The organism is Herbaspirillum sp. GW103 (assembly GCF_000261365.1).
Taxonomy (GTDB): domain Bacteria; phylum Pseudomonadota; class Gammaproteobacteria; order Burkholderiales; family Burkholderiaceae_D; genus Herbaspirillum.
This window is the reverse complement of the sequence record NZ_AJVC01000005.1, coordinates 278,720-291,954: the sequence shown is the minus strand read 5'-3', so window position 1 is coordinate 291,954 and position 13,235 is coordinate 278,720. Positions and strand designations below refer to the sequence as shown.

General features: G+C 58.6%; 10 protein-coding genes and 1 pseudogene. 3 read left to right on the top strand and 8 right to left on the bottom strand.

All coding sequences use genetic code 11. The annotated features are described in order from the left end of the window. Positions 1 to 141: 141 nt before the first annotated feature. Together GWL_RS23110 and GWL_RS23505 are read right to left on the bottom strand one after the other, a co-directional pair. The gene (locus GWL_RS23110) at positions 142 to 717 is read right to left on the bottom strand and encodes an HNH endonuclease signature motif containing protein (protein WP_081486098.1); all 576 of its coding nucleotides are present in this window, start codon (positions 715 to 717) and stop codon (positions 142 to 144) included. Next, positions 650 to 1,381: a hypothetical protein gene (locus tag GWL_RS23505; RefSeq protein ID WP_157174284.1), complete on the bottom strand. Its 732-nt coding sequence runs from the start codon at positions 1,379 to 1,381 to the stop codon at positions 650 to 652. Before GWL_RS23505 ends, GWL_RS23110 begins: the two co-directional genes overlap by 68 nt. 1,075 nt (positions 1,382 to 2,456) lie before the next feature. On the opposite strand from GWL_RS23505, the gene GWL_RS23500 reads away from it, so the two are divergent. After that, positions 2,457 to 2,846, top strand: coding sequence for an aliphatic nitrilase (locus GWL_RS23500; RefSeq protein WP_008333113.1), 390 nt, complete (start codon positions 2,457 to 2,459; stop codon positions 2,844 to 2,846). A 102-nt stretch (positions 2,847 to 2,948) separates the two neighbouring features. Here GWL_RS23500 and GWL_RS18530 read toward each other — a convergent pair whose 3' ends face one another. The 4 genes from GWL_RS18530 to mdlC all read right to left on the bottom strand — a co-directional run bounded on the left by GWL_RS18530 (position 2,949) and on the right by mdlC (position 8,870). Continuing rightward, positions 2,949 to 3,875: a ketopantoate reductase family protein gene (locus GWL_RS18530; protein WP_008333107.1), complete on the bottom strand. Its 927-nt coding sequence runs from the start codon at positions 3,873 to 3,875 to the stop codon at positions 2,949 to 2,951. Next, positions 3,872 to 5,251: an MFS transporter gene (locus GWL_RS18525; protein ID WP_008333105.1), complete on the bottom strand. Its 1,380-nt coding sequence runs from the start codon at positions 5,249 to 5,251 to the stop codon at positions 3,872 to 3,874. Before GWL_RS18525 ends, GWL_RS18530 begins: the two co-directional genes overlap by 4 nt. A 482-nt stretch (positions 5,252 to 5,733) precedes the next feature. Next, on the bottom strand, positions 5,734 to 7,185 hold the full coding sequence (locus tag GWL_RS18520) for an aldehyde dehydrogenase (RefSeq protein ID WP_034351416.1): 1,452 nt from the start codon (positions 7,183 to 7,185) through the stop codon (positions 5,734 to 5,736). Between the two features lie 86 nt (positions 7,186 to 7,271). Beyond that, positions 7,272 to 8,870 carry a benzoylformate decarboxylase gene (gene mdlC / locus GWL_RS18515; RefSeq protein WP_008333100.1) on the bottom strand — a complete coding sequence of 533 codons (1,599 nt, stop codon included), beginning with the start codon at positions 8,868 to 8,870 and terminating at the stop codon, positions 7,272 to 7,274. A 178-nt stretch (positions 8,871 to 9,048) separates the two neighbouring features. On the opposite strand from mdlC, the gene GWL_RS18510 reads away from it, so the two are divergent. After that, positions 9,049 to 10,014, top strand: coding sequence for a LysR family transcriptional regulator (locus GWL_RS18510; protein WP_050978152.1), 966 nt, complete (start codon positions 9,049 to 9,051; stop codon positions 10,012 to 10,014). Between the two features lie 89 nt (positions 10,015 to 10,103). Here GWL_RS18510 and GWL_RS23210 read toward each other — a convergent pair. Continuing rightward, a pseudogene (locus GWL_RS23210) lies at positions 10,104 to 10,410 on the bottom strand (transposase); the annotation flags it as partial. A gap of 178 nt (positions 10,411 to 10,588) precedes the next feature. Continuing rightward, positions 10,589 to 12,406 (bottom strand): glutamine--fructose-6-phosphate transaminase (isomerizing), encoded by a 1,818-nt coding sequence (gene glmS, locus GWL_RS18500; RefSeq protein WP_008333096.1) that lies wholly within the window; start codon positions 12,404 to 12,406, stop codon positions 10,589 to 10,591. Positions 12,407 to 12,617: 211 nt separating this feature from the next. On the opposite strand from glmS, the gene GWL_RS18495 reads away from it, so the two are divergent. Beyond that, a complete protein-coding gene (locus GWL_RS18495; RefSeq protein WP_008333095.1) occupies positions 12,618 to 13,106 on the top strand; it encodes an Lrp/AsnC family transcriptional regulator in 489 nt (162 codons plus the stop codon). The last annotated feature ends 129 nt before the right edge of the window (positions 13,107 to 13,235 follow it).

Below are 13,235 nucleotides of genomic sequence, written 5' to 3'. Positions count from 1 at the left end.
GAAATGGGTTCTAGTGATGCGTGGCCACCTTCATTAGCCGTCATTGAAGAAGCACATATTTGAAAAAATGCTGAATCCCCTCCCAAGCTGATTCTTGATTTCATCAGCATGAATGGGCGCTAGAGGAGGGGATTCGTCTTTCTAGTCGATAAGTCCTAGTTGGTAGAGAGAGTGGCCTGCTCCATTTTGAATAAAGTCGGCGTAGGATTTTTTAGTCACTTTGCTGATAAAAATTTCGATTACTCGTGCCTGCGCTCTCTCAACTGCAGTAGCCACATCATCGAAGATGACCCAGTCCGTTAGCTCAATTCCAGGAATCTCAGCGTTTCTTCGCTCGTTGATAAAGTCATTCAACATATCAAAACTAAAAGTCTTTTCTCTTTTTTTATTATTGCAGCGAGCGCAAACAGGAAATAAGTTGCCAGAGACATTGTTAGTTTTCAACGTGTAGGTTGTGCCTCTTTTTTTGGCATTTATATGGTCGATTTGGAACGCGGATGGATGGTAAAAGCCCAAACAGTAAAAACAAAGTCGTGCTCCATATCCTATGTGTTGATTGGCAAGTTGCTGCACTTGCAGAGTCGGGTGGACATCCTTGGGACGGAAAGCTGGTCTGCCGCTATCTCCCCCCCATAATTTCATCCTATTCTCAAGCGCAGTTACACCTGCTTTCTCCAGATTGCTGCCGTCGATAAATCCAATATCGCCGCTCGTCATGTACTTTCGGTGATCGCTTTCTTCCTCGCCATATAGGCTTGCGATATAAGAGAGCTGCTACGGAAGTTGGTTTGATCTTTCCCTCTCTTTCAACGTCAACTTCCCGGCGTAGCACTTCTTTGAAACCAGTCTCTACCGGATTGGACATACTGTGGTCGATGATGATGCCCTTGTAAAAACCGATTCGATCCAACAGGTCCTCACGCTGTGCAAGGTTAAGGTCGAAGAAGTCTATTGTGTTTTGCAGTTGTGCATCATTCTGGAATATTCGAGTCAGATGCTTTTCTGCGAACTTGTGGTCTTCCAGGCTGAGTTTCTCGAATGTATCGAGCAGTCTTTTGTTGATCTCCGGTGCAGAAACTTTTACCGCTTCAAGTAGCTGCGACCGATGATCTCGGGCTTCTCGTTCCCGTTGTTCAATCTTGGCTTCGCGTTTGGTGAGTCCATCCTTAAGCTCTCGCTCGGTAAGTGTTATCCCTTGTTCATCCAAATCATCATCATCATCTTCATATGGATTGGCTGGCACGGGGTAATTTGAATCCAGGCTTGCATCATTCGTATTGATCGATGGCTTGCCGGTTTCAATATTGACCAGATCTTGGTCCTCGCGGACCTTCCGTGGCTTCGTGTTGAAGTTCTGAAGAGTTTTCCGTGTATCTGGCATATCGAATATGGAATTGATGTTTAAAAAAAACGAGGGGCTTGGCCCCTCGTTCCGTGTCAGTACTTGTAGACTCCGCGCACTATCAGTGTGTTTTCGTGCGTGCTGCTATCCATGCTGGTGCTGCCCTGGTAGCTCAGGCCCAGGGTCCATCCGCGGCGCAGGAGAAACTCGATGCCGGCGGAGGCAGATAGGGTGGGATGACGTGACCTGATAGGAGTGAGACCCGGAGACATGGCTGCTACTGTAATAGTTATAGCCGTATGCGTTGGTTTGTGCCGCATCTTGGAGGAGCACATGGTCAGTGGCTAGCGCATTAATGCTGGCAGGATCATTGCCGTTATCGCTGGCGGTGCCACACGCAAGGAGCGCAACGCGGCCAGCGCCCTTTCTGGACAGAACCCGGAGGGAGCGGCCCGTTTGGGCGAATTGCTGCGTTACGAATTTGGGGCAAGACGCCCAGTCTTGACCCAAATTCGCGCCTTGCACTTCATCCCAAACGGGACTCGCTCGCACTCACGCCTATTTATGAAATGGGTTCTAGTAAGGAAACTTCCTGCCGGGATAGGAAGCTCTTCATTGGCGGAGAGCGATGCGGGTCGATCAGGAGACATTCGTTTCGATGCGCGCAGATGAAATTTGGCAATTCATTGATGAGCTGACTGAGACCGTTAGGAGCACCCTTGCGCACGGTGAAGGAGGATATGCAAGGTCGGTCGGCGTAGCGTTGCCGTGCATCTTTTTACTCATGGCCACAAGCTTGGCCATGACTTGCTTCCAGACAAAGGGCAACTGCTGCCTTATAGCGATGACGTAATTCCGGTCATGCGTGAAGCCTGAAGATCAGCTGCAAATGATTGATGCAGTTATCAGCTGTGCACTGGGTTTCTGGGGGAGTTGGGCGTCCTCAAAAATCCAAGTTTTCAGGCTAAGAAAGTAGTGCTTTCATTTGACGCTAACAAAACATGTACTCTGGCAGCCCGGCCCTGCTTCTCGCTGTATGAGCCGTTTGCTCCCGCCCTCGGATGGGAGGTCAACAATGCGGTAAGCCGTGTATGCTGTTGAAGGATCCTGCTTCGTGCTGGCACCCAGTTGCGTGATTAGCCAGGAAGCGGTTGATGAACTCTGCAATACCGCCGACAAGAATGACCTGATCCATGCAGGCGGCGGACACTCCGTCATTTACGGGCCTGACGGAAGCTCCTTGACCCCGAAAATTCCGGAGGCAGAAGAGGGATTGCTCTTTGCCGAGCTTGATCTTGGCGTCATCAGCATCGCAAAGAGCGCAGCCGATCCGGCAGGTCACTATGCGCGTCCGGACGTGACCCGGCTGTTGCTCAATTCCAAGCGCCACCGCCCTGTCGAATTTTTTTCTGCGACAGGCACGTCAGTGCAAGAGGCTATGGAAGCCCTGCCGTCTCTGAAGAGCACAGACGATGAGAGTACACCGAGAGAGCGCGGAGCTTGAAGTGATCATTGCCAGCAATCCCGCAATAGCTTCGCGCACATGAAGAAAGGGGGGAAGATTGAGCTTCCCTCCTTTTCTCTTCCTGCTCCCCACCTGATGTGCTTACTTCCGATTGAGCACAGCCTCCTGCTTCATCTTGACCAGCTCGTAAAGCGCCGTGACGGTAGGAACGGAAACCCCACAGCCGCGCGCCTGTTCGGCGACGGCGCCATTGATGAAATCGATTTCCGTCTGTCGGCCTGCCTCGATATCCTGCAGCATCGACGGCTTGTGGTTGACGTGCATCCTGAAGGCATCCAGGAGGGCCTCCTCCACCTTCGCCATGCGGGCGGGAATCTGGAGCGCCTGAGCTACCGACACCGTTTCAGCGGCAATGCGCATCGCCAATGCTCGCCCTTGCTCGGTCGATCCAGCTGTACCGACTGTACAGCCGATAACCGCGCACACCGAGTTGAGTGCCGCATTGAAAGCGACCTTTTCCCAGATGGCAGCTCGTACCTGAGGATCAGCACTGCAATTGAGTCCGGCTGCACTGAAGATTTCCGCCACTCGGCTTACTTCCGGCCGCTCCTTGCCCGACATCGTCCAGATCCTGACATAACCCTCCCCATGACTATGCACCACCCCCGCAGACTGGAGATCTGCAGGGAGATTGGTCATCCCGACAATGATGCGCTCGCTCGGAACGACCTCGGAAATGATTTCCGCATTACCCAATCCATTCTGCACGGATAAGGCCCAGGTATCCTGGCCCACAAGATGGGAGATGCTACGTACTGCGCTTTGGGTATGCAGGCTCTTGGTAAAGAACACGATGAGGTCAAACGGCTCGGCAAAGGAGTCAGCCCTGCCTACCGGGACTCTTACCGTATGGGTGCCACTGTCATCGGAAAAGGCCAGGCCGTTATCGCTGATCGCCGCTATCGTAGCGGGCGCGACTTCGATGAAACTGACCTTCTGCCCGTTCAACGCAAGACGCGCACCAAATAGTCCGCCCATGGCACCAGCGCCAACAATGGCAATGTTCATGCCTGCTGCTCCTTCTCTTGATGTTTGACGGTCGCCGCTGCGCGGGGAATATGCTTGCTCACCATCAGCAGGGTCACGAAGACGAACAGCATCGCCCCTCCCAGCATGGCGAGATAGCCGGAAGCACCACCTTGGGTGATCACGATGGCACCCGCAAATGCACTGAGGATTGCCCCCAGGCGACCGAATGCCAGCGCGCCCGCCGTACCAGTCGCGCGTACCTGGGTCGGATAGATATAAGCGCAAAGCGCGTACATGGTGCATTGGACGGCGTTGACGAACAGTCCGTGCAAGCCGATCCCCGCGACCAACAAGGTCGTCTGGCTGCTCACGTCCAGGCTGCGCAACGCAAATGCAGTCCCTGCGGCGGCCAGGCAGCAGAGCAGCATGGGAACACGTGAGCCGAAGCGGCCGATCACTACCGCGCACAACAGTGCGCCAAAGACGCCGCCGATGTTGTAGGCCGTGAGGCCGTTGGCGGCTAACGATGGGCTAAGGCCTTCTCCTGCCAGCATCGTGGGGAGCCAACTGAATGCACTATAGACGGCCAGCAGGTTCATGAAGAAGGCGACCCAGATTGCAATGGTGTCGCGTGCCCTTCCATCAGTGAATAGCGCACGGAATCCTGCTTTTGGCTGAGAATTCTGTTCACGCGCATCGGTGAAGCGCATCCCCGCAGCGATCGTGCGGGACATACGCGTGAGCAGGGACCGCAGCTCATCCCAACGGTCGGGCTGGCGTGCCAGATATCGTGGCGACTCCGGAATGCTGAACCATAGCAGTACAGAAAATGCCAACGGCAGCATGCCACCCAGCAAGAAGAGACCACGCCAGCCATAGTGGGGCAGCACCAGGTTGGCGAAGAGCCCGGCCAACATTCCTCCCAGGGGAACGCAGACGATGGTCGCGGTGACGGCAAAGGTACGTATCCGGGCCGGGCTGAATTCTGCCGTAATCGTGGTGGAGACAGGCAGGGCACCGCCGATTCCGAGGCCGGCGAAAAAGCGCAGGATTGCAATCGTGGTGATATCCGGAGAAAGCGAGATCAGGCTGGTAGCGATCCCGAACACGAAGACACTGCCAATGATGGCCAGGCGGCGACCGAAGCGATCAGCGAACAAGCCGGCAAAGGCGCTTCCCAAGCCCATGCCGACCAGGCCCGCGGCCACAGCCGGAGCAAACGCATTGCGCGTGACGCCCCACTCCTTGATCAGGCTGGGAATGGCGAAGCCAATCAGCTGCCCGTCGAATCCGTCCATGACGATCGACAGCGCGGCCAGGATGACCACCATCTTCTGGAAGCCGGTAAACGTCCCTTCATCCAGCACGCGCCCGATGTCGACGACCTTTGCTTGATCGATCCCGTAGGTGCTCATGTGCGCTCCCGGATAGTGTCTTCGATGGTGACCGCGGCGAACGCATTGATGCGGATTGGATCGTGCCTGTGATGCTGGTGCCAGGATGTCATTTTCATGGCTGTCTCCTTGGTTGTATCGCACGGGTCCGGTCATTGCCGGCCCGCATTGGCGATTGTTTTTCTAGGGCCTGTTCACATTCAATCTGTGAGATGCGTTGCCCCCAGAAGGCGGGCTGGCAAGGCGCGCGTCAGGGCTGGTGGTGGTGCCACCAGCCCTGACGTGCAACGCGGCCAGCGCGCCTTCTGGGGGCAACCCTCCGGGAGAGGCCGCCAAGCGTCGCCTGCCGTTGTTGCAGCTCCTTGCCGTGGCACCACCACGGCGCGTCGCTGCGCCTAGGCAGACAACGCTTGGCGACCTCTCGCACTCACAGATTGAATGTGAACAGGCCCTAGTGATTGGCAACGCGGGACGGCGTACCGCGCCGCGTGCAGCGAACTCTCTCAGAACGGGTACTGGCGCTGCGAGGTTTGAACCGTGATCCAACGCAGATCAGTGAATTCGGCCACCCCGGCGCTACCGCCAAAATGACCGAAGCCACTGGACTTCACGCCGCCGAAGGGCATATGCGCCTCGTCATGCACGGTCGCTCCGTTGATGTGGCAGATCCCGGACTCGATACGGCGTACCAGGTTCAGTGCACGGGCGATATCACGGCTGAACAGTGCGGCCGAGAGGCCATATTCATTGTCGTTGGCACATGCAATGGCGGCATCGTCATCCTTGACCCGCACGATGGGCTTGACCGGACCGAAGGACTCCTCGTGGTAGATGTCCATCTGCGCTGTGACATGGTCCAGCAGCGTGGCCGGCATGAGCGTGCTCTCGGCCTTGCCGCCGCACACCAGGCGTGCACCCTTGGCAAGGGCATCATCGATCAGCGCGTTGCAGCGCTGCACGGTTGCCAGGTCGACGACCGAGCCCAGCACGACCGGCCCCTGGCGGGGATCACCCAGCGGAAGGCTGCGCGCCTTGGCTACCAGGCGGGCGACAAAGTCATCGGCCACACGTTCGTCGACGATGATGCGCTCGGTGGACATGCAGATCTGTCCGGAATTGGCGAAGGCACCGAAGGCCGCTGCCTGCACCGCAGCCTCGATGTCCGCATCGTGCAGCACGATGAAAGGTGCCTTGCCCCCCAGCTCCAGCACGGATGGCTTGAGGTACTTGGCGCATTGGCCGGCGATGATGCGGCCCACGCGCGTGGAGCCCGTAAAATTGACACGTCGCACTGCCGGATCGGCAATGATGGCTTCAACAATTTTTCCGGCATCTTCGGGCGCGTTGGTGATGAAGTTCACCACGCCAGGCGGCAATCCGGCATCCTGGAATGCGTCAATGATGAGGCCATGCGTGGCCGGGCAGATTTCAGATCCCTTGAAGATCACGGTATTGCCGCAGGCCAGCGGAAGTGCGACCGCACGCACGCCCAGGATGACGGGGGCATTCCAGGGGGCGATACCCAATACGACGCCGGCCGCCTGGCGAACACCCATGGCGAGGTTGCCTGGGACATCGGAGGGAATGAGCTGCCCCGCGATCTGGGTCGTCATCGCTGCGGCTTCGCGCAGGCCGTCGGCGGCCAGATGCACGTTGAAAGCCGCCCAGTGATGAGACGCACCGGTCTCGGAGGCCATGGCCTCCGCAAACGCATCTGCGCGGGCTTGCAGCGCGTCAGCTGCACGGGCGAGCAGGCCGCGGCGTTCTCCGGGCCCCATCGCTGCCCAGGCCGGGAAAGCCTCAGCAGCAGCGCGAACGGCCGATTGTGCATCCGCGACGGTCGCCGCCGGTGCTCGCGAGGCAACGCTCTCATCGAGCGGGTTGCGCCGCTCGAAACAAGCACCGCCAGTGGCTGGACGGCGCTGGCCGTTGATCAGCATGTCAACTTCTTTCATAGTCTCCTCCTGTTGTTTCTAACTTCCATCTTGCTGCCAGGGTATTAGTATCGATTTGCAACCAAGCAGAATCCTAACGAAAACAATCAGCGCACCACGACTTCCACCAGACGGGGTTCATTCGACGATATCGCCGTCTGCAGTGCCGCGGCCAGCTCGCCGGGCTCACTCACACGCACCCCTTGGCATCCCATCGACTGCGCCAGTGCAACGAAGTCGAGGCCGGGAAGATCAGTCCCTTGGACCACGTCGCCGGCACCGAAGCCGAAAACCGGCGCGAAGTCCTGCAGGGCGGCGTAGCGCCTGTTGTTGATGATCACGAAGGTGAGGGGAAGACGCAGCTGCACAGCGCTGTAGATGGCTTGCGGCGAGTACATGGCAGAACCATCCCCGATCAGCCCGATGACGCGTTGCTGCGGCCTGGCCAGGGCAACCCCCACCGCCGCCGGCATGCCATAGCCAAGACCGCCGCTGGCCATGGTGTAGAAGGTTCCCGGGCGTGTAAAGGGCAGATAGGCCTGCATGGTCGGACGAGATCCTGGCGCTTCCTCCACGACGATATCCTCTGCTGCGCGCACTTCAGCGAGGGTCTGCATGGCAAAGGCCGCTGACATCGGTATCTCCGGCTCGGCGCGGGGACGCGCAGCACGCGCAGGTGGCAGCGGACGAGCGGCGGGCGGATGCTTCAGCAGCTGCGCCAACAGGTCTTGCAATCCCAGCTGGATATTGCCGACGATGGCGGTCCCGGACGGCGTCCAGGAAGCCGTCACCGGATCATCAATCAATTGGTACAGCTGCGCACCGGGTGGCAGATGCGGCCCACTGCCTTCGACGTGATAGGTGAAGGCCGGAGCGCCGGCTACGAAAATCAGGTCATGGCCGTTGAGCAATTGCACGATCTTCTCGCGCATGGCCGGCAGGAATCCAGCGAACAGGTGGTGGTCTTCAGGGAAGCTGCAACGCGAGGACATGGGCGCAACAAACACGCGTGCGTTGGAGGTCTCGGCCAGACGAAGCACCTCATCCCAAGCCCCGGCGCGGTCCAGCTCCGAACCGACGACGATGGCCGGACGCTCACTGCGGTGCAGGGCGGTGGCGAGGGCAGCGATGGCCTCAGGCTCCGGGCGGCTGCGCGTGGTGACTTCGGTGGCCTCGAGCAACTCCCCAGGCTGATCCCAGTCATCCACGGGGATGGAAACGAACACCGGACCACGCGGTTCCTGCATGGCAATGTGGTAGGCCCGGGCAAGTGCACGCGGAACGTCGGCGGCGCGCGCGGGCTCGATACTCCACTTGACGTAGGGCTTGGGAAGTTCGGTGGCGTGCGAGGCTGCCAGGAACGGATCGAATGGCAGGATGGAGCGCGCCTGCTGGCCGGCAGTGATGATCAGCGGAGTGCGATTGCGGAAGGCGGTGAAGATGTTGCCCATCGCATTGCCGACGCCCGCCGCCGAATGCAAATTGACCAGAGCGGCCTTGCCGCTGGCTTGGGCATACCCATCGGCCATGCCGACCACCACTGCTTCCTGCAAGCCCAGCACGTATCGGAAATCGGCCGGGAAGTCCCGGAACATGGGCAGTTCAGTTGAGCCCGGATTGGCAAAGACGGAGGTCATGTCCAGGCGACGCATCAGATCGAGGACGGCGTCGCGAACTGTGATTCCAGGTGATTGGGGCGCCTGCATGTGAAGTCCTATGGAAGATCTTGTGACTTGGGTGGAAAGTGATTCGGGTGGAGTATGTGACGCAATCATCTCTTTGAAAATTGCCAAATTGGATAAAAGTCATAACCTTTGGTAATGTGCTGACTCATCTCACGCAAGCGCCGAAATGCTCAGCCAGCACCATCATCGGGAGAAATCATTGAGCTTCAATCTGCAGCAACTGGAAATGTTCTGTGCCATCGTCGGTGCCGGTAGCCTGGGGCGAGCGGCGCACGTGCTTGGCCTGACCCAACCGGCCTTGAGTCGCGCCATCAAGCGTCTCGAGGAATCCGTTGGCGGCATCCTGTTTGAACGTCACACCACCGGCATGCACCTGACACAGCTTGGACAGGCGCTGCTGCCGCACGCACTTTCCTTGCAACGGGAAGCCAAGCAGGCGCGCGACGAACTGGATGCCCTGCGTGGTTTGAGCAAGGGCGTCATCAAGGTCGGCGCGGTGGGGAGCATTGCCAGTCTGGTACTGCCACTGGCTGTGGCCGGTGTACTGGAAAAATGGCCCAACCTGCGCGTGGAAATCATCGAAGGCGTTTGGGATCGTCTGGCAGAGGGCTTGCTGACCCACGAGATCGACCTGGCACTAGGCACGTCGGGCATGGAAACCGATGGCGTGGCAGCGATCGCGGACTGCTGCTGGACAGACCTGAGCTACGTGGTGGCAGGAAACGATCATCCCCTGCGGGGCAAAGACAAGATCACCCTGGCCGAAACCCTTGAGCTGCGATGGGCCTTGACTCCTGCTGGCACAGGACCTTATCTGCACTTGAAGGAAACGTTTGCGAAGGCTGGATTGCCGATGCCTGAGATCGCAGTGGAATCGCGTTCCGTCACGGTACTCAAGAGCCTGGTAGCACGCTGCGGATTCGTGGGCTGGATGTCCGGCCCCATGTTCGATACGGAACGCAAGGCCGGCCTGATTGATGCGCTGCCGGTGGAGGGACTGAAAGCCCCTCGGACCTTGATGGCATTTCGACGTCGCCAAGGGATACTGCCCACACCAGCGACCCGCTTGCTGGACGAATTGCGCAATCTCGCGGGTTCCTTGCAGTCTTTTAGTCCTCATCCCAGCTCTGCTGATAACGTTTCACCGCACTATTCTTCGCGGTGATCGCTGCGATGGCACTCTCAATGAGTCAGTTTTCAATGCAAATCCGCAAATTCGTTCCATGATGAGTGAGCGATGTACGGTGACTCGATCTGTAACTGCTCGATGCTGGAGAAGCGAACCAGGTAAAAACACTCTGACTTAAGCGTGCCGACGAAGCGTTACATGGCCGCATTATCCAGGCAGTTTCCTCTACGCGACATGCTCTGCGTAATGCCGTTGTCGGCCAAGGTGCGGCGGTAAGTGTGCATCTGATATTGCCATCCCTGATCCGAGTGCAGCATGGGGCGCAGTCCCCTTCAAGGTCGAGATGGCCTTCCTGAGCATGCTGTCGACCGTCTGGAACTGAGGTGAACGGCTTGACTGATACGACACGATCTCGCCGTTGTACAAGTCCATTCAATACTCAGGGAGGACTTCTTTCAACTCTTTAGGAGACGGCAAACTTTCTAAGATCTCCGTTGTGGTGGCGGGCAAAAGAAAAGCCACCTGTATTAAGTGGCTTTTAATTTTGGGGCGCAGCGGCATTAAATCCCGACCAACTTTATTCATTGTAGTCAGGAATCGCAAAACACCCTCACTCCACCGTCACCGACTTAGCCAAATTGCGCGGCTTGTCCACATCCGTCCCCCTGGCCAGTGCCGTGTGATACGACAGCAACTGCAACGGCACCACGTGCAGAATCGGCGAGAGCACGCCATAGTGCTCCGGCATGCGGATCACGTGCAGACCTTCTGCCGAGGTGATGCGCGAATCGCCATCGGCAAACACATACAGCTGACCGCCACGCGCCCGTACTTCCTGCATGTTGGACTTGAGCTTCTCCACCAGCGCATCATTGGGGGCAATGGTCACCACCGGCATCTGGTCCGTCACCAGCGCCAGCGGACCATGCTTGAGTTCGCCCGCGGCATAAGCTTCAGCGTGGATGTAAGTGATCTCCTTGAGCTTGAGCGCACCTTCCAGGGCGATCGGGTAATGCAGGCCACGTCCCAGGAACAGCGCATTCTCGCGACGCGCAAAGGCTTCGGCCCAGGCGACGATGGAGGGCTCCAGCGCCAGGACGCTCTGCAGCGCCGCCGGAAGGTGGCGCATGGCCTTGAGGTGCTCGGCCTCCTGCGCTTCACTGAGCAGGCCGCGCGTCTGTGCCAGCGCCAGCGTCAGCAGGAACAGCGCCGCCAGCTGCGTGGTGAACGCCTTGGTCGAGGCCACGCCCACTTCCACACCGGCACGGGTGATGTAGGCCAGTTCGCATTCGCGCACCATGGCACTGGTGGCCACATTGCAAATGGTCAGCGTATGCTGCATGCCCAGGCCGCGCGCATGCTTCAAGGCCGCCAGCGTGTCGGCCGTCTCGCCGCTCTGCGAGATGGTCACCACCAGCGACTTCGGATTGGGTACGCTGTCCCGGTAACGATATTCGCTCGCAATCTCGACGTTGACCGGGATCTTCGCGATCGATTCCAGCCAGTACTTGGCCGTCAGCCCGGCGTAATAGCTGGTGCCACAGGCCAGAATCAGGATCGAATCCACTTCCTTGAAGACCTTGTAGGCCTTGTCGCCAAACAGCTCGGGCATGATGCCGACCACCCCCTCCAGCGTGTCGGCGATGGCGCGCGGCTGCTCGAAGATTTCCTTCTGCATGTAGTGCTGATACGGTCCCAGTTCGACCGCGCTGGTGTAGGCCTGTACGGTGCGCACCTCACGCTCGGCCGAACGGCCAGCCGCATCGACGATCCACACCCTCTGCAACTGCAGGTCCACTACGTCGCCTTCCTCAAGATAGATGATCTGGTCGGTCGTGCCGGCCAGCGCCATCGCGTCCGAGGCCACGAAGTTCTGTCCTTCACCCACGCCCACGATCAGCGGCGAACCCTGGCGCGCCGCTACCACACGATGCGGCTCATCCGCGCAGAAAACCGCAATGGCGTAAGCACCGGTCAGGCGACGCACGGCCTGCTGCACGGTCTGGAAAAGATCGCCGTCATACATGTGGTCGACCAGATGGGCGATCACCTCGGTATCGGTCTGGCTCTCGAAGACGTAACCGGCAGCCTGCAGTTCGGCACGCAGCTCGTCATGGTTCTCGATGATGCCGTTGTGCACCAGCGCAATGCGGTCGCGCGAGAAGTGCGGGTGCGCATTGTGCGTGGCCGGAGCACCATGGGTGGCCCAGCGGGTATGAGCGATGCCGGTGAAGCCGGACAGCCCGCTCTGCGCCACCTGCTGCTGCAACTCGGCTACCCGCGACGTGCTGCGCGAACGCTGCAGCTTGCCATCCACGTGCAGCGCCACGCCGCAGGAGTCATAACCCCGATATTCAAGGCGCTTGAGGCCCTCGAGCAGAATGGGAGTGACGTTTTGCTGCGCTACCGCGCCGACGATGCCGCACATGGAATACCTCGCTGGAAAAGATGTGCCTGCATATTAGGCGAGGCGATGTGAAATAAGATTTCTAAAAAATCAGAGTTTTGAATTATTATTGCTTCATTGCTTGGTGATGAAATATTATTAAATTCATGTAAGTTTTTTGAATTTATATGTCATGTGTGCTGGCTTGTAGTCAGGCAATGCCAGGCAAATTCACAAGTTTTCCTTTGCGCCCATGAAAGCACCCCTCGATCTGGACGATCTCGACCGCCGTATTCTGCAAGCCTTGCAGAGCGATGCCAGCCAGACCAACCAGGAGTTGGCCGCGCAGGTGCATGCCTCGCCGCCGACCTGCCTGCGCCGGGTCAAGCGCTTGGTGGAGGCGGGGGTGATCGCGCGCCAGGTGGCCTTGCTGGATCCGGCCCAGGTTTCTGCCACGCTCACGGCGCTGGTGGAAATCACGCTGGACCGTCAGGGCGAGGAAGAACAGCAGGCCTTCGAAGCGCTGGTGGCCGGGGAGGCGGCGGTGCAGCAGTGTTACCGGGTGTCGCCGGGGCCGGATTTCGTGCTGGTGGTGCTGGTGCGCGACATGCCCGCCTATCACGCCCTGGCGCATCGGCTCTTCGCTTCGCAGCGCAATGTGCGCAACGTGCGCAGCTACTTCTCCATCCACCGCAGCAAGTTCGAGACCGCCATCCCCCTCGAGCTCGGCGCCGCCCCATGAAAAACGGCCGATACCTTCAGGCATCGGCCGTACGGGCTTGTGGACAAGTCAGGAAGCAGCGTATTTCCGGGATTTTTCCTTCATATCGCCCTAAAACCACCCCTCAGTTGGCGTTATCCACAGGGCAGG